At 33.4% G+C, this 26,269-nt stretch carries 22 protein-coding genes; 7 read left to right on the forward strand and 15 right to left on the reverse strand.

Translation table 11 applies throughout. The features are described from left to right. Positions 1–31: 31 nt before the first annotated feature. From AC6CHK_RS02935 to AC6CHK_RS03005, 15 genes are all read right to left on the reverse strand, one after another. Complete coding sequence (locus tag AC6CHK_RS02935; protein ID WP_498093395.1) at positions 32–952, reverse strand: glycosyltransferase family 2 protein; 921 nt, start codon at positions 950–952, stop codon at positions 32–34. An 8-nt stretch (positions 953–960) separates the two neighbouring features. Next, a complete protein-coding gene (locus tag AC6CHK_RS02940) occupies positions 961–1,854 on the reverse strand; it encodes a hypothetical protein (protein ID WP_498093397.1) in 894 nt (297 codons plus the stop codon). Further along, the gene (locus tag AC6CHK_RS02945; protein WP_498093399.1) at positions 1,844–2,743 is read right to left on the reverse strand and encodes a glycosyltransferase; all 900 of its coding nucleotides are present in this window, start codon (positions 2,741–2,743) and stop codon (positions 1,844–1,846) included. The genes AC6CHK_RS02940 and AC6CHK_RS02945 overlap by 11 nt, the downstream gene beginning before the upstream one ends. A 2-nt stretch (positions 2,744–2,745) precedes the next feature. Further along, positions 2,746–3,414 carry a Rossmann-fold NAD(P)-binding domain-containing protein gene (locus AC6CHK_RS02950; RefSeq protein WP_498093401.1) on the reverse strand — a complete coding sequence of 223 codons (669 nt, stop codon included), beginning with the start codon at positions 3,412–3,414 and terminating at the stop codon, positions 2,746–2,748. Between the two features lie 120 nt (positions 3,415–3,534). After that, on the reverse strand, positions 3,535–4,716 hold the full coding sequence (locus tag AC6CHK_RS02955) for a glycosyltransferase family 4 protein (protein WP_498093403.1): 1,182 nt from the start codon (positions 4,714–4,716) through the stop codon (positions 3,535–3,537). Continuing rightward, positions 4,713–6,086: a GNAT family N-acetyltransferase gene (locus AC6CHK_RS02960; protein ID WP_498093404.1), complete on the reverse strand. Its 1,374-nt coding sequence runs from the start codon at positions 6,084–6,086 to the stop codon at positions 4,713–4,715. Before AC6CHK_RS02960 ends, AC6CHK_RS02955 begins: the two co-directional genes overlap by 4 nt. Then, positions 6,079–7,032 carry a hypothetical protein gene (locus tag AC6CHK_RS02965; RefSeq protein ID WP_498093405.1) on the reverse strand — a complete coding sequence of 318 codons (954 nt, stop codon included), beginning with the start codon at positions 7,030–7,032 and terminating at the stop codon, positions 6,079–6,081. Before AC6CHK_RS02965 ends, AC6CHK_RS02960 begins: the two co-directional genes overlap by 8 nt. After that, on the reverse strand, positions 7,032–7,736 hold the full coding sequence (locus tag AC6CHK_RS02970; RefSeq protein ID WP_498093407.1) for a WbqC family protein: 705 nt from the start codon (positions 7,734–7,736) through the stop codon (positions 7,032–7,034). The genes AC6CHK_RS02965 and AC6CHK_RS02970 overlap by 1 nt, the downstream gene beginning before the upstream one ends. 1 nt (position 7,737) lies before the next feature. Beyond that, positions 7,738–8,820 carry a DegT/DnrJ/EryC1/StrS family aminotransferase gene (locus tag AC6CHK_RS02975; RefSeq protein ID WP_498093409.1) on the reverse strand — a complete coding sequence of 361 codons (1,083 nt, stop codon included), beginning with the start codon at positions 8,818–8,820 and terminating at the stop codon, positions 7,738–7,740. After that, complete coding sequence (locus tag AC6CHK_RS02980) at positions 8,820–9,596, reverse strand: FkbM family methyltransferase (RefSeq protein ID WP_498093411.1); 777 nt, start codon at positions 9,594–9,596, stop codon at positions 8,820–8,822. Before AC6CHK_RS02980 ends, AC6CHK_RS02975 begins: the two co-directional genes overlap by 1 nt. After that, the gene (locus AC6CHK_RS02985) at positions 9,593–10,804 is read right to left on the reverse strand and encodes an ABC transporter ATP-binding protein (RefSeq protein WP_498093413.1); all 1,212 of its coding nucleotides are present in this window, start codon (positions 10,802–10,804) and stop codon (positions 9,593–9,595) included. Before AC6CHK_RS02985 ends, AC6CHK_RS02980 begins: the two co-directional genes overlap by 4 nt. Before the next feature lies 1 nt (position 10,805). Further along, entirely contained in the window at positions 10,806–11,648 is an 843-nt protein-coding gene (locus AC6CHK_RS02990; RefSeq protein WP_498093415.1) for an ABC transporter permease, read from the reverse strand. A gap of 149 nt (positions 11,649–11,797) precedes the next feature. After that, on the reverse strand, positions 11,798–12,658 hold the full coding sequence (gene rfbA / locus AC6CHK_RS02995; RefSeq protein WP_498093417.1) for a glucose-1-phosphate thymidylyltransferase RfbA: 861 nt from the start codon (positions 12,656–12,658) through the stop codon (positions 11,798–11,800). A gap of 18 nt (positions 12,659–12,676) precedes the next feature. Beyond that, positions 12,677–13,756, reverse strand: a complete 1,080-nt coding sequence (gene rfbB / locus AC6CHK_RS03000) for a dTDP-glucose 4,6-dehydratase (protein ID WP_498093419.1) — start codon at positions 13,754–13,756, stop codon at positions 12,677–12,679. After that, positions 13,757–15,073: a UDP-glucose dehydrogenase family protein gene (locus AC6CHK_RS03005; protein ID WP_498093421.1), complete on the reverse strand. Its 1,317-nt coding sequence runs from the start codon at positions 15,071–15,073 to the stop codon at positions 13,757–13,759. Positions 15,074–15,335: 262 nt separating this feature from the next. Between AC6CHK_RS03005 and rimP the strand changes: the two genes are divergently transcribed. The 7 genes from rimP to AC6CHK_RS03040 all read left to right on the forward strand — a co-directional run bounded on the left by rimP (position 15,336) and on the right by AC6CHK_RS03040 (position 26,261). After that, positions 15,336–15,803: a ribosome assembly cofactor RimP gene (gene rimP / locus AC6CHK_RS03010; protein ID WP_498093423.1), complete on the forward strand. Its 468-nt coding sequence runs from the start codon at positions 15,336–15,338 to the stop codon at positions 15,801–15,803. A 15-nt stretch (positions 15,804–15,818) separates the two neighbouring features. Then, positions 15,819–17,054, forward strand: a complete 1,236-nt coding sequence (gene nusA, locus AC6CHK_RS03015; RefSeq protein WP_498093425.1) for a transcription termination factor NusA — start codon at positions 15,819–15,821, stop codon at positions 17,052–17,054. Positions 17,055–17,131: 77 nt separating this feature from the next. Further along, positions 17,132–20,101 carry a translation initiation factor IF-2 gene (gene infB, locus AC6CHK_RS03020; protein WP_498093427.1) on the forward strand — a complete coding sequence of 990 codons (2,970 nt, stop codon included), beginning with the start codon at positions 17,132–17,134 and terminating at the stop codon, positions 20,099–20,101. Between the two features lie 271 nt (positions 20,102–20,372). Further along, positions 20,373–23,228: a SusC/RagA family TonB-linked outer membrane protein gene (locus AC6CHK_RS03025; RefSeq protein WP_498093429.1), complete on the forward strand. Its 2,856-nt coding sequence runs from the start codon at positions 20,373–20,375 to the stop codon at positions 23,226–23,228. 22 nt (positions 23,229–23,250) lie between these two features. Beyond that, a complete protein-coding gene (locus tag AC6CHK_RS03030) occupies positions 23,251–24,798 on the forward strand; it encodes a RagB/SusD family nutrient uptake outer membrane protein (protein ID WP_498093431.1) in 1,548 nt (515 codons plus the stop codon). An 18-nt stretch (positions 24,799–24,816) separates the two neighbouring features. Next, the gene (locus tag AC6CHK_RS03035) at positions 24,817–25,593 is read left to right on the forward strand and encodes a hypothetical protein (RefSeq protein WP_498093432.1); all 777 of its coding nucleotides are present in this window, start codon (positions 24,817–24,819) and stop codon (positions 25,591–25,593) included. A gap of 20 nt (positions 25,594–25,613) precedes the next feature. After that, positions 25,614–26,261 carry a hypothetical protein gene (locus AC6CHK_RS03040; RefSeq protein ID WP_498093434.1) on the forward strand — a complete coding sequence of 216 codons (648 nt, stop codon included), beginning with the start codon at positions 25,614–25,616 and terminating at the stop codon, positions 26,259–26,261. Positions 26,262–26,269: the final 8 nt, after the last annotated feature.

Consider the following 26,269-nt stretch of genomic DNA (forward strand, 5'->3'; position numbering starts at 1 on the left):
ATTTACTAACATGTTTTATGCTTTAACAAATTTACACATTAAGAAATGTTGGGCCAACTTGTTTTACCTTATTTGCAATTTCTGTCAGTTTTTTTTCTTCTTTTGAAATTTTCCGATATTTCTCAAGCAGTTTTTTGTATTTGGTTATATTTCCTGTAAGCATGTTTTTAATAATGCTTTGCCTTAAAGACTTTTTTTCGAGCTGTAAAGCATTCGGAAGGTTGGGATTGATAATATTGGTTTCTACAGCGAGATCTTCGTATAGGTTATAATCTACTTTGCTTAAGTTTTGTTTTCCGTCGTGCACAACTTTACTGTGTGGAGCCAACAATATTTTTTTGTGATGAAATTTTATGCGGTTTGCATATTCAACATCTTCGCCATAATGAAAGAAATAAGGATTGAAACCACCAATTTTTTCAATGGTATTTTTAGGAATAAACCAATGTGCGGCGTTTATAAAACTGATTTCATAATAAGATTTCAGGCTTTGAAAATAAAGATCGGAAATTAATCTTGTCTTTTCAAAGTTGGTTGCAATATACTTATCAAGGAAAATATCCAGGTGTTTTTCTGAGCCGTCCAAATGCATCGGACTTATAATTCCAATTTCACTTTTATTAGGATGTTGATTGTAAACTTCGAGTAATTTTTCAATACTGTTTTCGTAAAGCCACGCATCCTGATTCATCAGATAAAAGAAATCAGCACCTGCTTTATACGCTTTTTCAATGCCAATATTGTTTGCTTTACCAAATCCTAAATTTTTTTCTGACTGAATAAATTCTATTTCCGGAAAATTTTTCTTTATATATTCCTGAGTTCCGTCTTCGGAGCCATTATCAATCACAATAACCTGCAAAGGAACCGAAGAATTTCTGATACTTTTAAAACATTTTTCTGCCCATTTCATGGCATTATAAGTGATGATAATGGTGTAAATGTTTGGCATTTTGAGTGTTATTTTAATCCAATGAGTTTTTTTGTCTTATTTTTAATTCCTACAGTACGCCTTAACAAATTAAAATAATCATTTATGGCAAAGTATTCTACTTTTTGACGATGTGTAGCAGTATATTTCTTAATGAAATCATCAATGTCATTTGCCTCAATACATTCAAGTTTTTCCCACTGATGTGGGTGTATAGGATGAAAATTTTTGTATTCTTTATAGTTTTCTGCAGTTAGATTATTCCAATATATAAAATATTTATTAGTGTCAAAATCATCTTTATGCCCCCAATTATGGAGTTTCTTTTGTATCTCTTCGGGTTCTCTCGCCCAAGACTGATGGATAAGTTTGTATTTACAGAAAAAATTGGGGATAAGATTGTTCATTCTAACCTTTACACAATGTCTTTGATTTGAGATAAACGAAAAAGGCTCTTCATTATCAATGTAAAAATAATGGTTGCCGTCTATTTTATAAAGAGTTGTTAAAACACCTCGAATAGCAATAGGAGTAAGTTTAGGGAAAGCTGTTAGAAAATTATATTTTTTCAGATAATCTTTCAGAACTTGAAAATCGTATGCATATTCATCTACATCCAATTGAATTTTCCAGCCTGATTTTAGTCTTTTCAAAGTAAGATTCCGTTGTCTTGTATCACAATCTATATTAGACAGATCTTTAATGTAGAAACTGTCTTCATAAATTTCAATAATATTACGGGAATCTATTTTTTTTATCTCTTCAAAAAAGCTGTCGGGAATTTCAAAGCTGTTTCCGCTCCATGTTTTTCTTTCTTTATCTATTGATAAAACAATCTGATCGGCATGATTATATACAGTCTTCAGTGAAGTGAAAATGTACGAATAATCATAAGATACCAGATAAGCAATATTAATTTTCATAGATCTGTATATTAGATGATTGTCGTTTTAGGTTGAATTGTTTTCTGTATATTATGTATTGAAGTATTTTTTTCAAAACAATGACATGATCCTTAAGCCTGAATCTGAATAATGGATAAAAATATAATATATTTTTAATTCCTTTCAAATTAACAGGATAATATTTAAAATAGTTGTTCACAAAGCTGATATAAACCTCTTTCTCAATGGCTGAATTATTCTTTTGGGGAAAATTATTTTTGATACTTTTCCGTACTTTTATATTATTATCAAGCCATTTAATATCTGGTTTACCGAAAGAAAAGTGTTCGATTAGTATGTCATTAATGACATAATTAATATATTTTCTCGCGATTCTAAGGCTAAAGTCTGTATCATAGCTATGAAAGCCTTTAAGGTCTTCATTAAACTGAAACTCAAGGAATGTCTTTTTGTTAACAGCCAAGAAAACACCATCAACACCATAGACGGGATTTCTATTGTCTGGACAGGAGTTTTTCAAACGTATCTCTTTACTTTCAGCTTTAGGTGTACCCATAATATAAATAAATGCACTTTTATTATCCCCCAAAAACCAGCCGCTGGGTGCTTTGGGAACGTAATTAGAGCCTGCAATTCCTATTACTCCCGTATTTAGTATAGATAAGTGTTTAATGAGCTTTTCGCCCCAATTTCTTGTATAAAATATAACATCCTCGTGTAAAAATAAAAAAAAATCATATCGGGCTTTTTGTGCGCTCATATTGTAAGCCTGTGTAATGCTCATCAAGTTAGGATTCCAAATCTGTAAAATTTCATATATAAAACCATCACCTATAGTCTTACCAATGTTTTCGACAAGTTGGTTATAGTATTTTTTCTGATATGATGAAATAATGATAGAAAGCATTCCTAAAGATATTTATTGACCAGAGTTTGTAAGTATTCTTTTGGATTCATATTACTGAAATAATTTTCTATGTCTTTTTCAAAAATTATTTTATAATAATCCCCTTCATCAACTTCTTCATATACAGCGTTTTTTCCAATTTTTTCCTGAATAACATCTATTACCTCTTTGATGCCATAATGATAAGGATAAGCAAAATTTTTAATTTTATTTTTTACATTTTCAGAATTGTTTTTCAAATATCCTGAAATATCATTAATGTCTGTAAATAGACGTCTTGCATTTACATGAAGTACAAATGGATCATTATGGATAATTTTAACTTTAAGAAAATTAAAAAGAGTATTTGGGTTGCCCCCTTGGCCGACAATATTTCCAACTCTTAAGATGAGGTAATCAGTACAATTGTTTTGTATATAATTTTCTATCTTTAATTTATGTAAAATATAATGACTATTTAATTTGGAACGGTCATTTATACTTAGCGTAGAAAAATATATCAATTTTCCCGCCTGATTATTCGCCAATACATTTTGCAGAAGAACAAATTCTCTTTCAAATTCAGAGCTTCTTGTTTCAAGAGAGTTTGAAACACCAGATGCAAAGAATAACATATTCTCCGAATCGATTTTTTGTAATGACTTGGCAACAAGCCCACTTCCTATAATCATTTGTATTTACTTTTTAGCATATTTTATAAATATGATTTGTAAAATTAAGATTTTATAAAGGAACATACAAAGATGATAATAGATTTATAATTTCTGTTGTGAATCATGATTGTTTATGTCCTAAAGCAAATCTTCGATGGTTTGAAAAATATCTGAAGTAAGTCTGTTTTCAGAATATTCTTTTTCCAATTTATTCTGAATTTTATTTCCGTAATCTTCTCTTAGCTTTTGATCTTGTAAAAGTTTTATCACTTCATTTGCCATTTGATCCAAATCAAGATAAGGAACAAGCACACCGTCACCATTTTGCAAAAACTCAACGGCTCCACCGCTTTGCTCAAAAGCGACAATAGGTTTTTTAAGCTTTGCTGCAGTAAGCATGACCAACGGAAAAGGATCTTCTCTTGATAATAAAAGGAAAATATCAAAAATATTTATATAATCGTTGGGTGTTTTATTGTGATCTACATATACTATTTTATCAAGTACATCAAGTTTTTCTGCATCAAGCTTTGAGCATTTTACCGGCCCGCTATCGGAAGATCCGCCAAGATTGATAAACTTGAATTTGATGTCTGTTTTATCTGTAATTTTTTTCACTAAAATAGGAACCAAGTCTGTTCCTTTGCGTAGTTCCTGCGAACTTGCAATACCGATTATCATTTCTTGATCAAAAATATTCAGCTCCTTTTTTAGTGTTGTTTTATCTTTCTTAAGATCAATTTTTTCATCAACAAATGAATGGATTACTTTTATCTTTTTAGGATCTACATTATATTTGGTAATCAGATTTTCAGCTACAGCATTGGAGCCGGCCATGATTGTTGAAACTTTTGAGAAGTTTTTTAAAATAAAATCTTTAGGGTAACTACTTTCCAAGCCATATGTAAGTTCGTGAATAGCCACAATGGTTGGAATGTTTTTTTTATAAAAAGGGATTGTCCATCTTAAAGTCTCAGCAGAATTTCCATACACCAATTCGTAATTGTTGGCGAAAAGTCTTGTTGTTATTTTTTTTACCTGCTCTTCTTTGTTTTCAGGTTTTGGAAAAAATGCAGATTGCAGCTTTTTAAAATTTCTGACTACAAAGGGAAAAGACTGATTGTAATAGCTTACTACAATAATTTTATTGTTTGATATTTTGGCAAAATCTTCATAAAGTTGCCCGCCTCTAAGCAAAAGAATGTCAATAGTATAGTTTTTTTCCTTTTTAAGTTTTTTTAGCACACTTAATAGCAACACGGGAGCCCCGGACAGAGATGCTTCGTGAGAAATTACTAATATTTTATTTTGTTCATTCATTTATTTAGAATCTTATTTATTATTTTTATTTTAAGAACTTTTAATACACTTTTAAGATTGGTAATTTTCTCAATATATTTATAATCCTTTAATTTTGATGCTAAAACTTCATTTTCATTGATTGGAGAAGATAAAATATTGAAATAATTATTATATTGATTTGTTAGTAAATCAAAAACTTTGGTATTATCTTTAAAATAAATAATTAAAAACTTTAAGCAAAACATAGTGTTTAAAATTTGAAATATATTACTTTTTGCACTCCAGACCCCGTTTCCTATTCTGTAATGTGCCATTTTCTCAGGGAAGTATTTAATTTTTCCGTATTGGGCAAGTATCATATATAAAGGATAATCTCCAATAGGACTATATTCGAACCATTGAGGCAATGTGATATTTAAATTCCTAAATAATACTGACGGGGTGTGTATAAAATTCCCTTTTGCCAAATCAATAATGGTATATTCTCTTTCCTCGTCTGGATTTATAAAAGCAGATGTTTCTGTGATATTAACACCAATTGGTTTAATTTTATGAAAGGATAAAGTAAATTCTGTGTTTTTCTCCAAAAAGCCTACCTGTTTTTGAAGTTTCTGAGGATCAGTCCAGTAATCGTCACCTTCGCACATTGCAATATATTTTCCTTTACAATTTTCAAATGTTATTTTTTGATTATTGACAGCACCAATATTTTTTTTGTGTAAAAGCAATTTAAATTTTCCCGGAAACTTTTTCTGATAATCAAGTAAAATTTCTCTTGAATCATCTGTAGAATAATCCTCACCTATAATAATGTCATAATTGAAATCTGTTTTTTGCATTAATAAGCCATCAATACACTCTTTTAAAAAAGGGGCATGATTGTACACCATGACAAATATACTGACGGTTGTATTCTCAAGGCAAGAGAGCTTTAAAGACATTTTTATATTCTCTTGGCTTTCATCAATAATTTTAAAGTTATTATTTTCATAAGATTTTATAGCACTTATGTTTTCAGGTTTTACGTATAAATAGACTTCTGATAGCTTTAGAACTTCTTTTGCGTAATACAAAATTTGATAAGTGGCCAACTGAGAAATTCTTTTCCCCCAAAATGCTTTATTGCCAATAAAAATATGAAATTCTGCCATATCATCAGCAATATTGGTAAGTTGTATATTGCCAATATATTCATCATCACACAAAATGGCAAACCGTTTACTCGTCTCGTTTTTAAGAGCCTTCTCAATCCATTCAGATTCAATTTCTTTAGTGATTTTGACATTGGGTTTTGAACCTGTATATTTCCAAACTTCCGGGTCATTTCTCCATTGATATGACGTGAAGGCATCTTCTATTGCCAAAGGCCTTATTAAAATGTTATACATATTCTAGAATTTTTTTCATATCCTCAATAGAATATCGCTGATCTATTGGTAATGCAATAATTTCTTTTGCTAAAGTATAAGAATTTTTCTCTTCACTACACCATGTAAAAACATTTGGCCAGTATGATGCACAATAAATTTTCTCATTAATAAGCTTGTCTTTAAGATGTGGATCACGAGTTCTAAAAGGATATATCATGGGAACACTTTCTTCGTGTACAGAAATATTCAGGAGGTTTTTTTCTGCTAAATTTTTATGTAAAAAAGCAAAGTTTTCTTTTCTTCTGGTTGCAACAAATTTAAAATCAATGCTAGAAATGATTCTGCTTGTAAGATTTGATATTTCCTTAATGGCTTGATTTTCTAGAGATTTATCATTGATGCAAAAATCAGCATATCCTAATTCAGCAGATAAGTCAATCCTTTTTAATAAATGACTCATTCTATCGAAACTTTGATCTTTTTCAAGAGTCATATCAAGTTGCTTATTAGTTTTAACAAATCCTCCATCCGGTACACCTACAAACTTTCGGGGAGAATAAAATGTTGGGATTCCATCCAAAGGTTTAGCAAATAGAGCTTGCGCATTATCAATTATTAAATTTTCAGGGATTTTTAATAAAAGATTTTTAATGAAAACTTCTTTCACACCAAAATAGTTTGTATATAAAAAAGCATCTGATTCTTTTATATCCGAATAATCAAACAAAGGTTCTAAATTAAAATCTAAATCATAAAATTCATACGGGATATTTAATTTTTTTAAAGGTTCCAAAAGAACATCGCATGAATAATAGGATATATAAATCTTCGTACATTTTTTTGCCCGAAGAATATATTCTAAACAATTTCTTCCAGAATTCAATCCAATGTAATTCTCAAACATATCATGTTTATTATTTGGAAGTTCCAATTCAAAATATCCTCCTATCGGGTTTTTCTTCATTATATTAACTTATATTGGTTCAATATTCCGTGAATTTTTTCAGGAGAACAGAACATCAGAACGTCAACAATTGATAACCAAGGTACAAAGTTGTCTTTAAACTGTTGATATTCTATATTATTTGATTGTATGAAAAATAATGAAATATTATTTTTTTCAAAATATTCTTTTTTATATAATTCCTGGCCGCCAAGTGGGTTGATATATACATCTGCATTTTCTTTTTTACAAATATCAATTAACCTTTCTTCTTTTGATAGCTCTTCATTTTGATATATAATAGATGTTCTTTCTATCTGTGTAGTGATTCCAATGTAATTGCACACTTCAAATAGACTTTGATAAATTAAATCTATGATTTTAACAGATTTATTATCAAGCAAATTTGAAATCATAGAACTGATTTCGATATAATAAGGTGCTTTTTTATAAGCAACTTCGAGCGTTTTAAAAAACTTTTCTTTCCATTTTGGGAAAAGCTTTTCATTAATTTCAATTTCATTAATTTTTTTAAAAGAGCCTGCGTCACTTAAAGGAATTGAAAACAAATGGTTTTTCCCGTTAAGCAATATATTATTCCGATTAATCCAACCTTGTTTTATAAAATTTACATCGTCGTATATAATAAATTTATCAACCGCATGAATAAGTTGAAAATATCCAATGTACGGCATGAAATAAGGCTGCATGATAGCTATTTTCATACTAATTATTTTGAATTCTCAACATTACCCGTGCAATCAAATCCACTTCTTCACAAGTTAAATCATAATATAATGGAAGGCACAAAACTCTTTTAGCAATATTATCAGTAACCTCTAAAGATTGTTTTTCTACATAAGGGAGCGAATTTGCAAGGCTTGGATAAAAATATCTTCTGGTAAATATCTCCTGTTTGTCTAATTCGGTTTTTAATTTAATAAGAAAATCTTCACTTTCACAGATGATAGGATAATAGGCAAAGTTATTTTCAGAATTTTTGTTCCAGACAGGACGTATTGCTTTTAGGGTTTTAATCTTTTCATCATATCGAATTGTAAGTGATTTTCTTTTCTGATGAATGACATCAATGTACTTTAAATTGGTAAGCCCCATTGCTGCATGGAATTCTGAATTTTTTCCATTAAGACCCAATTCCGCAAAATTTTCCGGACCATCAAAACCAAAGTTCCGGATGTAGGCCAACTTTTTCAGGAGATTTGCATCTTTAGTAACCACAAAACCTCCTTCGCCAGAATGATAAAGCTTGGTGGCGTGAAGGGAGCATGTTGAAATATCTCCATATTCAAATATTGATTTTCCGTTTATTTGTACACCGAAAGCATGAGCGCCATCATAAATAACTTTTAGGTTGTGCTTTTCGGCAATTTCTTCAATTTTTTGTACATCACATGGGTTTCCGTAAACATGGGTGGCTAAAATCGCTGAAGTTTTATCGGTGATAGAAGCTTCAATTTTATTTGCATCAATGTTTAATGAATTTTTATCAATATCTACGAAAACAGGAGTGCAGTTTTCCCACACGATACAGCTTGTAGTCGCTACAAAAGAAAAAGGAGTTGTGATGATTTCACCTTTCAGATCCAATGCCTTAATTGCCATTTGAATGGCAACGGTACCATTGGTGACAAAGAGAAGATGGTCAACCTTAAGATGTCCTTTAAGCTCCATCTCCAACTGGCTGGCCAAAGGACCCATATTGGTAAGCCAACAGCGTTTCCAGATGCCGTCTAAATATTTTTGATATTCTTCCTGTGGAGGAAGGAATGGTTTTGTAACAGGAATCATCAGACTGAAATGTTTAGGTTATTCAATAAAAAGCCGTTTTTTCTTACAAAAGCAATCTCAATCAACCACAACACGGGAGATTTTGGAAAAGGTCTGTTTAAGTCTGTAATTTCGTACATCTGGAAGCCGCATTTGTCCATGAGACTTACAACTTCAGAAACTGTATTTTTGTATGTGCCATTACAAACTGAAGCCTCTACCAAGAAAATTTCTGTTTTGTCATAAAAATCAGAGGCGCCTTCTATAACTTCCAAATCCAAACCTTCTGCATCGATCTTAATCATGTCCGGAAAAGGGTAATTATTTTCTTTTATAATAGAATTAAGTGTTTTTATCGGGACTTCAATTTGTTTATACCCCATCTTTTCAGCCTCTTCTTCTGAATATATAAAAGAACAGCTGTCATCCCGGTCGTGAATGGTAAATTTTAAGATATCATTTTTATTTCCGGCACCAACTGGTAAATAATTAATCTTTGGCTTTAATAAAAGATCCTGAAAGTCGGTGGAAAGCCGTTCTTGTGGTTCTATCATTAAAACTTGCGCATCAGGAAAATTATTAAGCAATTCTCTCGTCCATGTTCCTGTATTGGCACCAATGTCTACAACAAATTTAAGGGGAAAATTTGCAGATTTTAAATTATTATAAAATATTGTAAGTAAATCTTCTTTGCTTTCCAGAGCTTTTATTATTTGCGTAATGGGTTGTTGAGTAGAATTTTTCGTAATTCTATACCCCATTTTTTTTGCAAAGTTTCCAATAAGGTCTTTTATCATTGTGTAAGTAATTTTGAATTAATTAATATCGGCGTCCAAATCTGTTCGGTATCATAAATAGACAGATTCACAACACGATGTTCCTTGTAAAATATGTCTGATTTTGGGGTTTTGCTGAAAGTTGCAGTTATGGAATACAAGCCTTTTGAAAAAATAAAATTTTTAATTTCAAAAATAAAATTCTTTTTTTCACCAGGTTTTAAATTATAATTTAAGTCCTGGTTTTCAGGAAAAATCTCAGCAATTCCTCTTTGTTCTTTGTCATATACAGCGAAAGAGATGTAAGGCGCTTTTTCCAGGCTTATGTTTTCAACTTCCAATTCAATTTTGAAATCTGAATTCCATTCAATTTCATAAGAATTGTCTTTATTCTCGGCATTCAAAATTTTAGAGTTTATCAATTTAATTTCGCCTGAATCAAAAACTACTTCATTTCCTTCATTTGTTTTAAACATATCATAATACAAATCAATGCCTTTACCAACATCTTTACCTTGATAAGTAACTTTACCGTGATCCATTAAAATGATTTCATTGCATATTCTTGAAACCATTGGCATATTGTGCGAAACAAAAATAACCGCGGTACTTGGTAAAAGCTTATCAATTTTACTGAAACATTTAAGGATAAAACCTAAATCTCCCACCGCAAGCACTTCATCGATAATAAGAACATCAGGCTCCAAATGAGCGGCAATTGCAAAACCGAGTCTTACTTTCATTCCGGAAGAATAGTTTTGGACAGGCATATCGATGAATTTTTCAATTTCGGAAAACTCGATGATCGAATCTATTCTGTCTGCAACTTCTTTTTTCGTAAAACCTAATATGGAAGCGTTATTATAAATATTTTCCCGCCCTGTCAGAATTGGATTAAATCCTGCTCCCAACTCGATAAGAGCGCCTACTTTTCCTTTCATCACAATTTGGCCTTTATCTGGTGTGTAAAGACCATTTAACACTTTAAGAAGGGTGCTTTTTCCGGCACCGTTGTGACCGACCAAGCCAATACATTCGCCTCTTCTCAATTGAAAGCTTATATTCTGCACAGCCCAAAATTCTTTTGGACGTAATTCTTTATTTATTTTGACACCGAACGTGCTTTTAATAATATCTAAAGCACCATATTTCAGTGAAGATTTAAGATCGAGAGAAAACTTCTTCGAAACATTCTGTACGGAAACCAATATGTCGTTGTCATTCTTCATTTTATCCACCAATTTTTTCAATGATAATAGGCATAGATTTTCTAAACACTACCAAGCCAATAAGCATGACCAAGAAACTCACACCCGTAAGTATGACGGCAAACAAGAAGTGTTCATTTGCTAAACCTGTAAGGCTGTTTCGCGCATCGTTAAAAAGAAATGTAAGCGGGTTAAGCTCAAACAACTTTCTGAATAATCCCTGCTTAGGAACTGCATATACCACAGGTGTCACATACATTAAAAATGAAACTCCGGTTGTAATGATTTTATTAATATCAGTATAGATAAGCCCAATAGGTGTAAAAAGTAAACCAAGCGTCAGTGAGAAAATGATTATCGAAAATAAAGCCAGCGGAAAATAAAGTATTTCATATCCGGGATTTACTCTGTAAATTATTAAGATCACAATAATAAAAACAAGCTTTAGAATGAGATTAAAAAACATTTTGTAAAGGCCTGAAATCAGGAGCGCTTCTTTCGGAAAATTAATTTTTGATAATATACTTCTTGCGCTGTTCACTGAAGTTAAAGGAATCAATAATGTTTCATTAAAAATACTCCAAAGTGTGGTCCCTATTATTACAAATAAAATATAAGGCATGGTGTTCTCTGCATTCACATTCACCGTTCCGGAACTGTTTAGAAAAATCCAGACCAAAGAATTGGTAATGATCGGAGCAAAAGCCCAGAAAAACCCCAAAAATGATTGTCTGTATTGTGATTGCAGATCACGTTTAGCCATTTGATAAGCCAAAAAGTTTGACGATCTGATGTCTTTATATAATGCTTTAAGTTCTTGAAAAAAATGCGTCTTTTTATCAGATGTGTATACTACGGTTTTCAAAAGGGAATTTTTTACAAATTTATAATAATTAATTGATTGGCTGTTTCAAAAGGATTAAATGTGACTTGTATCAGAAAGATTTAATGCCATTCTTAAACAAAAAACTATCGACTTTTTGGGTCAATAGTTTAAATATATTAATCATTTATTTAGCTGATCAGTTTTTTTAAATATTCGCCATATCCGCTTTTACCGTATTTTGTAGCAGTTTCCAAAAGTTTTTCAGCATTGATAAAACCATTTCTGAAGGCAATTTCTTCAATACAGCCTATTTTGAATCCTTGTCTTTTTTCGATAACGCTTACGAATTCAGATGCGTCGTTTAGGGAATCAAAAGTTCCGGTATCGAGCCACGCAGTTCCTCTGTCCAGAACGCCTACTTCCAGCTTTCCTTTGCTTAAATAAACGTTGTTTACGTCTGTGATTTCCAGCTCGCCTCTTGGTGAAGGCTTGATGTTTTTAGCGATTTCCACAACTTCATTATCATAAAAATACAATCCGGGAACAGCATAATTTGATTTTGGATTTGTGGGCTTTTCTTCGATGGATTTGGCTTTAAAATTATCATCAAATTCTACAACGCCATACCTTTCCGGGTCAGCAACATGATAAGCGAAAACAACACCGCCATCAGGATTGGTCTTGTTTTTCAGCAAGGTTCCCATTTCGGATCCATAAAAAATATTATCCCCTAAAACCAAAGCAGCAGGATCATTTCCAATAAATTTATCACCTAAAATAAACGCTTGCGCAAGACCATCTGGACTCGGCTGTACCACATACTCAATATTGCACCCGATTTGAGATCCGTCACCCAAAAGTTTAATAAATCCTGCCTGATCGTGAGGCGTGGTAATGATTAAAATATCTTTAATTCCCGCCAACAACAATGTCGAAAGTGGATAATAGATCATTGGTTTGTCATATACCGGCATCAGCTGTTTACTTACGGCAATGGTCAATGGGTACAATCTAGTTCCCGAACCGCCTGCTAAAATAATTCCTTTCATATAATTTGGTGATTTGTGTTAATTGTATTGTCCGTCGTAATATTTTTGATAATCTCCGGAAGTTACATTTTCCAGCCATTCTTTATTTTCTAAAAACCAGTCGATTGTTTTTCCTAAACCTTCTTCGAAAGTTACAGAAGGTTTCCAGCCCAATTCTTTATTTAATTTGTTGGCGTCAATAGCATAACGCTTGTCGTGGCCCGGCCTGTCTTTTACGTAAGTTATTAACTTTTCAGAATAGCCTGCTGGATTTCCAAGCTTTTCATCCATTTGCTTTATCAATTCTTTTACAAGATCGATATTTTGCCATTCATTGAAACCACCGATGTTGTAAGTTTCTCCGGTTTTAGCTTCATTAAAAATCTGATGAATTGCTTTTGCATGATCGATTACGAATAACCAGTCTCTTGTATATTTTCCGTCACCGTAGATTGGTAAAGGTTTTTCATTAATTATATTTGAAATACAAAGCGGAATTAATTTTTCAGGAAAATGATTCGGTCCGTAATTATTTGAACAGTTTGAAACAATAAAAGGCATCCCGTAAGTATTTCCGTAAGCTCTTACCAAATGGTCTGAAGCTGCTTTGGATGCAGAATAAGGCGATTGCGGATCGTAAGGAGTTGTTTCCAGAAAAAAACCTGTTTCGCCTAAGCTTCCGTAAACTTCATCCGTTGATACATGATAAAAAAGATTAATTCTCTTTTCATTTGGGAATCTTCCGTGTGTATGATCAGGATTTAATGTCCAGAATTCTTTACATAAATTAAGAAGATTTGCCGTTCCGTTGACATTTGTATTGATAAAAGCCATCGGATCTGTAATACTTCGGTCTACATGGCTTTCTGCGGCTAAATGAATGACAGCATCAGGATTATATTTTTCAAAAACTTTCCTTAATTCTTCAGGTTTTGTGATATCTGCTTTTTCAAAAACATAATTGGGTTCGTTTTCGATATCTTTTAGGTTTTCAAGATTTCCTGCGTAAGTTAATGCATCAAGATTGATGATTGTAGAATCCGGATTATTCTTTACAAATTCTCTTACAACATGCGAACCAATGAAACCTGCTCCGCCCGTAATGATAATATTTTTCATCTATTTATTTGATATTGTTTTTCTTCCTATACTTTTATAATAGAATCCATTCTGCTCGGGAAGTTCCAAAGGAAACATGTTTCTTCCGTCGAAAATCACTTTATTGGTCATTTTTTCAGCCATTAATTTAAAATTCGGATTTTTAAATTCCGGCCATTCAGTTGCGATAAACAAAGCGTCGGCATTTTCTAAAGCTTCATACATGTTTTTTGCATACTGTATTTTGTCGCCAAGTATTTTTTTAACGTTATTTTCAGCTACAATATCATAAGCAACCACTTTTGCGCCTTTTTTCAAAAGCAAATCTATATTGTCTAAAGAAGAAGCTTCCCTGATGTCGTCTGTATTGGCTTTAAAGGCTAATCCCCAAACAGCAATTGTTTTGCCTTCAATATTTCCGTCGAAGTATTTTTCAATTTCAGAAACTAAAATTACCTTTTGAGAAACATTCACATTTTCTGTCGCTTCTAATATCTGGAAATTAAAATCTTCTTCTTTTCCTGATCTTATTAATGCTTTCACGTCTTTAGGGAAACAGCTTCCGCCGTATCCAATTCCGGGAAATAGAAAACGATGACCGATTCTGTCGTCACTGCCCATTCCGAGTCTCACTTTGTCTACGTCGGCGCCTACTTTTTCGCAATAGTTGGCAATTTCGTTCATGAAAGTGATCTTAACGGCCAAAAAGGAGTTTGAAGCATATTTTGTAAGTTCGGATGACTTTTCATCCATAAAAATAATAGGAATTCCCGTGTTGGTAAATGGTTGGTAAATCTGAGCCATAATGTCTTTCGCCTTTTCAGAGCTCGATCCTACAACTACTCTTGCCGGATTCATAGAATCTTCCACGGCAAAACCTTCTCTTAAAAATTCCGGATTGGAAACTACATCAAAAGAAATTTGGGTTTTTGAAGCAATTACTTCTCTCACACGATCTGCCGTACCTACAGGAACCGTGCTTTTATTCACGACAACTTTATATTCCGTCATCATTTCGCCGATATCGTTGGCTACTTTCAAAACGTAAGAAAGATCTGCAGAACCGTCTTCGCCCGGTGGAGTAGGTAATGCCAGATAAATTACTTCACTTTTGTTTAAGGCTTCTTTCAGATTTGTTGTAAAAAATAATCTTTCAGCCTGTATATTTCGAAGGAACATCTCTTCAAGATTCGGCTCATAAATAGGCACAATGCCGTTTTTCATGTCCTCAACTTTTTTTTCATCAATATCAACGCAGTATACCGAATTTCCAAGTTCTGCAAGCGTAGTTCCTGTGACCAAACCTACATAACCCGTACCTACTATTGTTATATTCAAAATGTATGTTTTTAATAATTCCTGACAAAAATACTAAAAATACTTTCATCGTTTTTTTTAATTGAATGATAACTCATTAAAGATATACAAATCCTTATTTTTCTCCAATCATATATTATTAAACTGTTAAATCTATTTTATTGATTATGAAGTGTATTTGTTTATTTTATAAAAATGTCATATATTTGCCAGAGATTTACAGGAAAAATGAGAAGGCTTCGCAAGAAAGCCTTTTTTCGTACAGGTAGATCATGATAATTATATGGAGTTTAGAAAAAATATTGAAACATTATTAAATGATTTCCTTGAGACCAGAAAGGATTTATTTCTTATTGATTTAAAGATTTCTGCAGCAGATGATGTCACTGTAATTTTAGATGGTGATAACGGTGTAACTTTACAGGATTGTCTGGATGCAAGCCGAGCAATAGAATTCAATGCAGATCGTGATGAGCATGATTTCAGCCTTCAGGTGATGTCTGCCGGTCTTAGTGAGCCTTTGGTCACTCCGAGACAGTTTAATAAAAACCTGGGAAGAGAGATCGAAGTGATGCTTGAAGATTCTTCAAAAATTGAAGGCGAGCTGGCTAAAATAGATGAAGAGAAGATTACATTAATTCTGCGTTACCGCAAACCGAAAGATGTCGGAAAAGGTAAAGTAGATGTGGAAGAGGAAAAAGAAATTTTATACTCTGAGATTAAAAAAGCATTGGTAGTAATTAAATTTTAAAAAGAAAAAAGATAAATGGATAATATAGCGTTGATTGAATCCTTTGGTGATTTTAAAGACGAAAAAGGGATCAGTAAGATCGATCTGATGGCAATTATTGAAGATTCACTGAAAACTCTTTTGAGAAAAAGATACGATTCTGATGATCATTTTGATGTAATTGTAAACCCTGACAAAGGTGACTTTCAAATATTTTTAAATAAAACAATCGTTGAAGACGAAATGTCGGAAGATGATGATCTGGAAATTGAAATCTCCGTGGCTAAAAAAATTGACCCGACTTTCGAAGTTGGTGAAGATTTTACAATGGAGATTCCTGTTGCTCAGCTTGGAAGAAGAAATATTCTTACTTTAAAGCAAATATTGGCTACGAAATTGCAGGAGCATAATAATGCAGCATTATACGAGCAGTTTAAAGACAGAATCGGGGAAATTGTAATCGGAGAGATTCACCATATTCGTCACAAACATGTTATTTTGCTTGATGATGAAGGAAATGAATTTATTTTACCAAAAGAAAACCAGATTTCGTCTGATTTCTTTAAAAAAGGTGAAAGCATCAGAGCCATTGTAGAAAGTGTAGACTTTAAAGGCTCAAAACCACAGATTATTATTTCAAGAACAGCTCCGAAATTTTTGGAGAAACTATTGGAATTAGAGATTCCTGAAATCCAGGACGGAACAATTATTCTTAAAAAAGCAGTAAGAATTCCGGGAGAGAAAGCAAAAATCGCCGTTGACGCTTATGACGACAGAATAGATCCTGTAGGAGCTTGTGTTGGAGTAAAAGGATCAAGAATTCATGGTGTGGTAAGAGAATTGAGAAACGAAAATATCGACGTTATTCAGTGGTCCAAAAATCCTGAAATTCTTGTGAAAAGAGCTTTAGGAAATGTTACCATTAATAAGATTGAAATAAACGAAGAGACAAACTATGCAATGGTTTATACTCCGGTTGAAGAGATTTCTAAAGTAATAGGTAAGCAAGGGCAAAACATCAGATTGGCTTCATGGTTGACAGGTTATGAGATTGACGTGTACAGAGAAGCTAGCGAAGATGATGATGTTGATTTGAGAGAATTTAATGACGATATCGAGCAGTGGATTTTGGATGAGTTTAAGAAAGTAGGTCTTACAACTGCAAAATCTGTATTGGATAAAGACACAGAAAGTCTTTTGAAAATGGTTGATCTGGAAGAAGAAACCATTGAAGACGTAAAACGTATATTGAAGGAGGAATTTGAAGATTAAAATTTTGAAATAAATTTTAATAAACAGTAAAAAGAAAACTTTAATTTTAAAAATTAAAAAAACAGTAAATAATATAGATGCCAAAAATAAGATTAAATAAAGCGGTTAAGGAATTTAACATATCGATGTCGAGACTTGTAGAATTTTTGCAGTCTAAAGATTTCGTGGTTGAAAGCAATCCTAACGCTCAATTAGAAGAAGCGGCATATTCTGCATTGGAAGCTGAGTTTGCCAAAGACGGCGAGCAACGTAAAGCTTCCCATGAGGTGGTTATTTCTAAAGTTCCTGAAGAAAAACTGGAAATTGAAGAAAAGAAAACACCTGAAGTAATAAGAGCTAAAGCTAATAAACCAGAAACCAGGATTTTAGGTAAAATAGATTTGGAACCTAAAAAGCCTGAGGCTATTGAAACTCCTGCTCCTGCTGAAGAGAAAAAAGAGGTAAAGGAAGAAGTAAAAGAAGTGGCCAAAGAAAAACCGGCTCCGGTTTCTGAAGCTAAACCGACACCGGAAAAGCAGGAATTTAAAGTGTTGGATAAAATAGATTTGTCTCAAATTGAGGGAAATAGAAACAGACCTGCCAAAAAAGATAAACCTAAAGTTGAGGAGGTAAAAGCGGAAGTAAAACCGGTAGAACCAGTAAAAGAAAAACCAAAACCGGTTGAAAAACCAATTGAGAAAGTGGAGGAGAAGAAAAGTGAGCCTGCTGCTGAAGAACCTCAGGAGTCTCAAAAAATTGAAACTGTTTATCAGAAGCTTGACGGGCCTAAAATTGTTGGTGAAAAAATTGATTTAACTCAGTTTGCGCCAAAACCAAATTCTGGAGCCAAAAAGAAGAGAAAAAGAATTGAGAAGCCTGGCGGTCCAAACCAAAATACTGGAAACCAGCAAGGCGGAAATAATCAGGGTGGGCAAAACCGTCCTCAAGGTCAAAACGGTCCGGGTGGAAACCGTCCTCCGGGACAAGGTGGTCCTCAAGGAAACAGACCTCCGGGACAAGGCGGACAAAACCGTCCGGGCGGACCTCAAGGGAACAGACCTCCGGGACAAGGCGGTGGGCAAAACCGTCCGGGTGGACAAGGTGGCGGAAACCGTTTTGGAAACAACAACAGACCGGGTCAAAGAACCATGCCTGTTGAATTAACCGACGAACAGGTTAAAAACCAGATCAAGGAAACTCTTGAAAAATTAACAAATAAAGGAGGTAAATCAAAATCTTCTAAACATAGAAAAGATAAAAGAACCTACCGTAGAGAGCAGGATGAGCGTCAGCAAGAGATTGATGCACAAGACAGAACATTAAAAGTAACTGAATTCATCACCGTTGGTGAATTGGCAAGCTTAATGAATGTTTCGCCTACAGAAGTTATTTCGGCTTGTTTCTCTTTAGGTGTTATGGTTACAATGAACCAAAGATTAGAAGCTGATACTTTGTTATTGGTAGCTGACGAATTTGGTTATAAAATTGAATTTTCTGATGCTGATCTTGAAGAAGCCGATTCTGAAGATGAAATCGATACAGAAGAAAGCCTTCAGTCAAGAGCACCAATCGTTACCGTAATGGGACACGTTGACCACGGTAAAACTTCATTATTGGATTACGTAAGAAAAACAAACGTGATTGCAGGTGAATCTGGTGGAATTACTCAGCATATCGGAGCTTATAATGTGAAGCTGGAAAATGGTCAGAGAATTACATTCTTAGATACACCGGGTCACGAAGCCTTTACCGCGATGAGAGCGAGAGGTGCACAGGTTACTGATATCGCAATTATTGTGATTGCTGCCGATGATGATGTGATGCCTCAGACGAAAGAAGCTATTTCTCACGCTCAAGCTGCAGGTGTGCCAATGATTATTGCAATCAATAAAGTAGATAAGTCAAGTGCAAACCCGGACAATATCCGTCAACAACTTTCAGGAATGAATATCTTGGTGGAAGAATGGGGAGGAAATGTTCAGGCTCAGGAGATTTCAGCAAAATTCGGTAACAATGTAGATTCGTTATTGGAAAAAGTATTGCTTCAGGCAGAAATGCTTGAACTAAAAGCTAATCCTGAACGTGCTGCACAAGGTGTTGTGATTGAAGCATCTTTAGATAAAGGAAGAGGTTATGTGGCAACAATGTTGGTGCAAACCGGAACCTTAAAAGTTGGAGATTATGTTGTAGCGGGTAAAAATCATGGTAAAGTAAAAGCTTTGCTTGATGAAAGAGGAAAAAACCTTGAAGAAGCAGGACCTTCTATTCCGGCAACTATTTTAGGTCTAGACGGAGCGCCTACAGCAGGTGACAAATTCCGTGTATATGCTGATGAAGGTGAAGGTAAAGCTATCGCTAATAAGAGAGAGCAACTTCAAAGAGAACTTTCTATCAGAACTAAAAAACATACGACGCTTGAAGAATTGGGAAGAAGAATTGCTTTAGGTGAATTCAAAGAATTAAATATTATCCTTAAAGGTGACGTGGATGGTTCTGTTGAAGCACTTTCTGATCAATTGCAAAGACTTTCAACAGAAGAAATCAGCGTAAATATCCTTCACTCTGGTGTTGGACAGATCACTGAATCTGATATCAATCTTGCCGCCGCATCTGATGCTATTATCATCGGATTTAACGTAAGAGCCGGAGCTAATGCGAAAGAACTTGCAGACCGTGAGGAAATTGAGATCAGAACATATTCTGTAATCTATAAAGCAATCGATGAGGTAAAAGAGGCGATGGAAGGAATGCTTTCTCCTGAAATCCAGGAACAGGTAATCGGTAACGTAGAAATCCGTGAGGTATTCAAGATTTCTAAAGTTGGAACAATTGCAGGTTGTATGGTTCTTACCGGAAAAGTAACAAGACAGTCGAAAGTAAGATTACTAAGAGATGGTATTGTGAAATTCGATGGAGAACTTGAAAGTTTAAAACGTTTCAAAGACGATGTAAGAGAGGTTACAAAAGGCTACGAATGCGGATTGAACCTAAAGGGTTATAATGAGATTGAGCAAGGTGACATTCTTGAAGTTTATGAAGAAGTTGCTGTGAAGAAGAAATTGAAGTAATTTTCAAAATATATTATAATGAGAGCCCGCTGTTAAGCGGGCTTTTTTAATTTATAATGATTCTAAATAGATGATTTTAGCTAGGGTTAGTAATTAAAAAACCATAAATGGTTGATATTCTATCAATATTTATTTTTTTTATAGAAAATTTTAAATGTATTTAATTTATGAATATGAAATTTACAACATTCTTACATTATTTACAGTTAAAAGTTTGTTAATGTTAATTTTTATTAACATATTTGCTTTTTAATATGTTAAAATTGTTAATATGAATGTTAAATTACGGGTGTTAAGTGCTGGAGCTTTATTTTTCTTATATGGCTTATCAAACGCACAGACGACTGACACTGACACGACGCAGACTAAAAGCATTGAAGAGGTTGTAGTATTGGGATATAACAGGACCTCTACAAAGCCAAAAGATGTAACGGCAAATACAACTGTAACTGCTGAGGTTTTGGAAAACCGTCCCAATGTTAGTTTCTTAAGTTCACTTCAGGGCTCTGCTCCTGGGGTAACAATTGCTTCGAACTCAGGTTCGCCTGGTTCGGCAAAGATTGATATGGTAATCAGAGGGATATCTTCTATTTCTGCTGATACGGAGCCTTTGGTTATTATTGATGGAGTACCAACAGGTGCTAATCAATTCAGAAACCTCAACTCTGAGGATATTGAATCGATTTCTATTTTGAGAGATGCTGCTGCCACATCTATTTATGGTAACAGAGGAGCTAATGGGGTATTATTGGTTAAAACAAAAGGAGGAAAGTATAATTCCAAGTTGAAACTGAATTATTCTATGATGACCGGTATCAGTGTTATGCCAAGTCATAAATATAACTTAGCAAATTCTCATCAGCTATTACAGATTCAAAAAAACAATGGTGTTTTATTAGGATCGACATTGTCAGATGCCGAAATTGCAAACTATCCTATAAATACAAACTGGGAAGATGTTTTCTTTAAAGCAGATTTGGTACAACAGCATAATGTTTCTACTACTTTTGGAGGTGAAAACGCATCGGTATATTCTTCATTGGGTTATCTGGAACAAGGAGGTTTAGTGCCTAATACAAATTTCAAAAGATTTACATTTAGAAATAATATTACTGGTAGAAGTAATGACAAAAGGTTTAATTACTCGGCAATTATCGGTTTAGCTTATTCAAGCAGAAAGCAATTAAATCAGGAAACAAATAGTGGTATTAATGGTAATGTTGTGCAGAATCCGCTATTAGGGACATTCCTTGCTTTGCCATATACTCAATCTGGCCAATACGCTAGTGGAAGAGATTTATTTAATGCAATTGGTACCAATTCTGGTGACCCAGGTAACTTTGCTTATGTTCTTGAAGATAATTTAAGAGGAGATCAGTCAGTTTTTGGTAGATTTAACGAAACTTCAATATTTACAAGTGCAACAACATCTTACAAAATTTCAGATGATTTCACTTTAAATAACAGAACGGGTGCTGATGTGAAAATAGGAAATTCAATGGCGGGAAGACATCCTAACGGGTATCTTTCATTAGCTGTAGCAGCACAAAATTCAACTGAATATGGAGGTAGTGAAACTATAGGGAATACCAGAGAACTGAATTTTACAACAGTAACCAGTGTGAACTTTAATAAAGTTTTTGGTGAGCATACGGTAGGATTGGGCGCATATCTAGAATATAACAAAATTCATTACCTAGCTGACTCCCAGACGCAGAATGGCTTAGATCCTAAAACCTTTGCAATTGGTCAAGGAACAGGTTATATCGCACCAGATCTTGTAAAAGATATCTACATACCGACTGTCGGAGCAAATAAGATCACTGCCGGTGCTTTGGCTTATTTTGCAACCGCTGATTATGATTACGCTGATAAATATGGATTTACCGGTACATTAAGAAGAGATGGAAACTATAGATTTGCACCAGGCAATAAATGGGGGACATTTTGGTCTGTAGGTGGTAGATGGAATATTGATAAAGAAAACTTTATGGGTTCTTTCTTTGATATGCTTAAATTAAGAGCTTCTTATGGTACTCAGGGAAATGCTAACGTAATTGGTGCAGGTGATGATACTAATGCAATGCTTTTAGGAGCTGCCATCGTTAGGGATTTAAATGTTGTAGGAAACGGATATTCAAACACACCTGGTTTTTTTGTTGGGAATATAGCAAATCCTTATTTACAATGGGAAGAATTAACCCAGGCCAATATTGGTTTAGATTTTAAGTTTTTAAATAATAAGCTTGAAGGTAATGTAGATGTTTATCGCAAAGACACAGATATGCTTTATTATAATATTCCATCTTCTGCTATTACCAGCCAATACCAGTACAGAGGGAACTATGGTAGTTTAAGAAATGAAGGTGTAGAGGCTGTTTTGAGATATAATATTGTAAATAAGCCTGATGCTAAATTTACCATCTTTGCCAATGCATCTTATAATGAAACTAAAATAACAAAGCTTTTAATTCCTGTAACGACCGGATCTTTACTTTTAGAAGAAGGTGGAACACTTCAGGAATGGAATTTAGTGCCATACTTAGGAGTTAATCCTCATAACGGAAACGAACTCTATTTAGATTCTAACGGAAATGTTTCTGAAACAGCTCTTGATAAGGACAGAAGAAAAACAGGTAAAAACTATTTCCCTAAATATCAGGGTGGTTTTGGTTTCAACAGTGAGTATCGTGGATTTACTTTGGATGCCCTTTTCTCTTTCCATGCTAAATTCTGGAGATCAGACAACCAGCTTACTTGGGCTCTTAACCCTGCATATATGAGAGCAGGATATAATGTGTCTGCAGATTTATTAAATGCATGGACGCCAGATAACCAAGAAACAGATATTCCATCTTTAAATGCACCTATGTCTGCAATTACAGACAGACTTTTATTTGATGCTTCTTATTTAAGATTGAAAAATGTTACTTTAGGATATAGCGTACCTAAACGATTTTTCAATGAGAACTCAGTATTAAAATCTGCCAAGATTTTTGTTCAGGGGGAAAATATAATGACATGGAGTAAATGGAGAGGCTATGATCCTGAAGGATTAGGAACATTTCCTTTAAGTGTTTATCCGAACCCAAGAACCTTCTCTTTAGGAGCAAATTTAGAATTTTAATTAATTATTTATTAATTTCAATATGAAAAATATTTTTAAAACATCCATAATAGCAGTTGTTACTGTATTTAGCTTATCATCTTGCAACGACGCTCTTGATATTATTCAGGATGGCGAGATGCCGGCTGATCTGACTTTTCAGACTACTGCAGATCTAGATAAGTATCTTAATGGAGCGGTATATGCTAGCTTAGACAATTCGAATGAGATTTTTTTATCAGCACAATTCACAGATGAATTAGGAGTTGGTCCTCAGAACTCTGAGCTACAATTGAATGCTCACCAATTTTACTTAGATGTTACTAATGGTTTTGCTGCAGGCATTTGGCTTTCAAACTATGGCACAATCAACAGAGTTAACCGTTTACTTGATGGTGCCAAAAGAATAACACCTTCTACAGCTGAAATGGCGAGCTATAATAATATTATTGCACAGGGAAGACTTATTCGTGCATTTAACTATTTTACACTCTTATCTTATTTTTCTACAGATATGAAAAGCAATAGTGCTTTAGGAGTTATGGTTTTTGACAATGTTCCATTAGTAGATGAGGTAAGACCAAGAGTTGCCAATTCGGAAGTATTTTCTGTAATTGATGCTGATATTGCATTTGCTGAGGCTAATTTGACTAGTAATAGCAATTATTACAGAGCGTCAAGAAATTTATTAAATGCTTTTAAAGCAAGATATTATTTATATAGAGGAATGTATCCGCAGGCTAAATTAGCAGCTGAGGCAGTTTTAAGTTCTTCGGGATTATCACTTACTCCAGCAACTCCAGCGCCATCAGGTTTAGCTTTTGGAAATACAGCACATGCAAGTCTTAATGCACTTGCTACCGCTAATCCATATAAAAAATTGTGGGTTGATACTGCTCAGGGAGAAATTATCTTTGCGTTGAACAGACCTTCAACACCAGTGAATGGTTGGGGAAATATAGGTAGTTTGTTTAATACTAACGTTTCTAGCAGTTCAGGATCTACTCTTTATGATATGGGCAGAAAAACATATAATTTATTATCTAGTGTAAATGGTGATATCAGAAGATTTGCTTACCTAGATCATACTTCAAAAGTCGACCCAAGCTATGCAACAATTACTGATTATAGAGTAAAAGACGTTCTAATTATAGATAAGTATCCTGGAAAAACTAGTCAGCCTATGAGAAATGATCTTAAGGTTTTCAGATTATCGGAGATGTATTTTATTTTGGCTGAATGTGCTACTGAAGAAGGAGATTATGCTACCGCTGCAACAAGAATTAAAGCAGTAAGAGATGCAAGGAACTATTTAGGAGTTACTACTTTACCAACATATACAAGCAAAGCTCAAGCTTATGCTGATATACTTTTGGAAAGAAGAAAAGAGCTTTATCTGGAAGGTCACAGATACTTAGATTTAAAAAGGTTAGGTGCTATAGCTCAAGTTGCTATTGACAGAGATCCTACTGACGACTTAAAGACCATCCCGGTAACTATTCCAATTGATGATTATCGTATGAAATCTTTACCAATTCCAAGGCAAGAAATCCAAGGTAATCCAACAATAGTACAAAATCCTGGTTATTAATTCTTAATATCATTTACAATGAAAATTACAAATTATTTATATTTATGTGTTTTCTTATTAGGTATATCATCATGCTCAAATGAGAAAATTATTTACGACGATGAGCCTTTGCTTACTTTTTATAATTCAAGTTCTCAACAACTTGTTGATCAAGGAAGTGGTTCTAAAATTGTACAAGTGAAGTATGGAACTTTAGCAAAAGTAGATAATGCCGAAGTAAGTTTAGTTGTAGATCCTAGTTCTCAACTTAAAGAAGGTGTAGATTTTGAATTTATGGGATCAAGCAATCCATCAGGTAAATTTGATGGGACAATATCCATTAAATTATTGGAAACAGGAGCAAGTCCTGAAGGAAAGAATGCTGTATTCAGACTTTCCTCACCTACAATCAAAAGCGCTACTATTAATCCTGTTCATACAATGACTGTAGCATTAAAATGCCCACTAACTTATTTTTTAGGAGGTAATTTTGAATCGACAATGCCTTTCTTTGGTGGTGCTACATATCCTATAGAAATTATTGCTGGAACAGAGGCAAATACTTTACTTTTGAAAGATTATTATGCTAATGGTTATGATATCAAATTAAAATATGACCCATCAACCGGAGTTATTACTTTTGACAGCCAACAGACAGGTTACATGCATCCTAACTATGGGATGGTAAGTATGAGACAAGTGACAACAACACCTTCAACAATTAATTTCTGTACAAGAAAAATTACTTTAGTATATACGCCATTTGTAAGTGCGGGTAATTTTGCTAATGTTACAGATTTGATTGTCGGTAATTAGGATACTTTAAAAAATTAAATATGAAATTTATTTTAGTTTCAGCAGTTTTTTTAACTTGTAATCTTTATTTTTCTCAAAGTACAGTATTGCATAATCTTCATCATAGTACACTGACGTCAAATGCATTAAATAAGATAGGTGTTACAGATCTAGATAATAATGATTATGAAGGCTCACCTTTTTTAGAAAAGAATTTTCTACCATCTAAAATTGAAGGTGAAGAAGGTGTTCATCTTTTGCGTTATAATATTTATAATGATGAGATTATATTAAAAAGAGACGATGATTATTTTAAAATTCCAAAGACTAATATAGAATATTTTAATATTAATGATAAACATATAATTAGACTTGTTAACGGGACTTATTATATTCAATCTTCAAATGAGAAAAATAATTTTGTTATTCTGAAAAAAGAGAATATTAAATTTACACAAGGTAAAATTTCTGACAATGGATATAGTCAGAACACATCTTCAAAATTTTCAAATCTTAAGACGGATTATTTTTTGTTTAATATTGAAGATAAGAAACTCATTCCTGCAAAAAAAGATGATTTGCTAATGGTATTTCCTAATAAAAAGACTGAAATAAACCAGATTTTTAAAAAAAGCAAATTTAAAAACGAGAAAGATTATAATGAGCTGCTTATAATAATCGCAAACTAAAATATTAT

Source organism: Chryseobacterium sp. GQ58, from assembly GCF_059758895.1.

Excerpts from the sequence above, each read along its gene's own strand:
- rimP (WP_498093423.1), top strand. The coding sequence starts at position 15,336 with ATGGAGTTTAGAAAAAATATTGAAACATTATTAAATGATTTCCTTGAG.
- AC6CHK_RS02970 (WP_498093407.1), bottom strand. The coding sequence starts at position 7,736 with ATGAAAATAGCTATCATGCAGCCTTATTTCATGCCGTACATTGGATAT.
- infB (WP_498093427.1), top strand. The coding sequence starts at position 17,132 with ATGCCAAAAATAAGATTAAATAAAGCGGTTAAGGAATTTAACATATCG.
- AC6CHK_RS03030 (WP_498093431.1), top strand. The coding sequence starts at position 23,251 with ATGAAAAATATTTTTAAAACATCCATAATAGCAGTTGTTACTGTATTT.
- AC6CHK_RS02935 (WP_498093395.1), bottom strand. The coding sequence starts at position 952 with ATGCCAAACATTTACACCATTATCATCACTTATAATGCCATGAAATGG.
- AC6CHK_RS02940 (WP_498093397.1), bottom strand. The coding sequence starts at position 1,854 with ATGAAAATTAATATTGCTTATCTGGTATCTTATGATTATTCGTACATT.
- rfbA (WP_498093417.1), bottom strand. The coding sequence starts at position 12,658 with ATGAAAGGAATTATTTTAGCAGGCGGTTCGGGAACTAGATTGTACCCA.
- AC6CHK_RS02965 (WP_498093405.1), bottom strand. The coding sequence starts at position 7,032 with ATGAAGAAAAACCCGATAGGAGGATATTTTGAATTGGAACTTCCAAAT.
- AC6CHK_RS02955 (WP_498093403.1), bottom strand. The coding sequence starts at position 4,716 with ATGAATGAACAAAATAAAATATTAGTAATTTCTCACGAAGCATCTCTG.
- AC6CHK_RS03025 (WP_498093429.1), top strand. The coding sequence starts at position 20,373 with ATGAATGTTAAATTACGGGTGTTAAGTGCTGGAGCTTTATTTTTCTTA.
- nusA (WP_498093425.1), top strand. The coding sequence starts at position 15,819 with ATGGATAATATAGCGTTGATTGAATCCTTTGGTGATTTTAAAGACGAA.
- AC6CHK_RS02980 (WP_498093411.1), bottom strand. The coding sequence starts at position 9,596 with ATGATAAAAGACCTTATTGGAAACTTTGCAAAAAAAATGGGGTATAGA.
- AC6CHK_RS02985 (WP_498093413.1), bottom strand. The coding sequence starts at position 10,804 with ATGAAGAATGACAACGACATATTGGTTTCCGTACAGAATGTTTCGAAG.
- AC6CHK_RS02960 (WP_498093404.1), bottom strand. The coding sequence starts at position 6,086 with ATGTATAACATTTTAATAAGGCCTTTGGCAATAGAAGATGCCTTCACG.
- AC6CHK_RS03040 (WP_498093434.1), top strand. The coding sequence starts at position 25,614 with ATGAAATTTATTTTAGTTTCAGCAGTTTTTTTAACTTGTAATCTTTAT.
- AC6CHK_RS02945 (WP_498093399.1), bottom strand. The coding sequence starts at position 2,743 with ATGCTTTCTATCATTATTTCATCATATCAGAAAAAATACTATAACCAA.
- AC6CHK_RS02975 (WP_498093409.1), bottom strand. The coding sequence starts at position 8,820 with ATGATTCCTGTTACAAAACCATTCCTTCCTCCACAGGAAGAATATCAA.
- rfbB (WP_498093419.1), bottom strand. The coding sequence starts at position 13,756 with ATGAAAAATATTATCATTACGGGCGGAGCAGGTTTCATTGGTTCGCAT.
- AC6CHK_RS02950 (WP_498093401.1), bottom strand. The coding sequence starts at position 3,414 with ATGATTATAGGAAGTGGGCTTGTTGCCAAGTCATTACAAAAAATCGAT.
- AC6CHK_RS03035 (WP_498093432.1), top strand. The coding sequence starts at position 24,817 with ATGAAAATTACAAATTATTTATATTTATGTGTTTTCTTATTAGGTATA.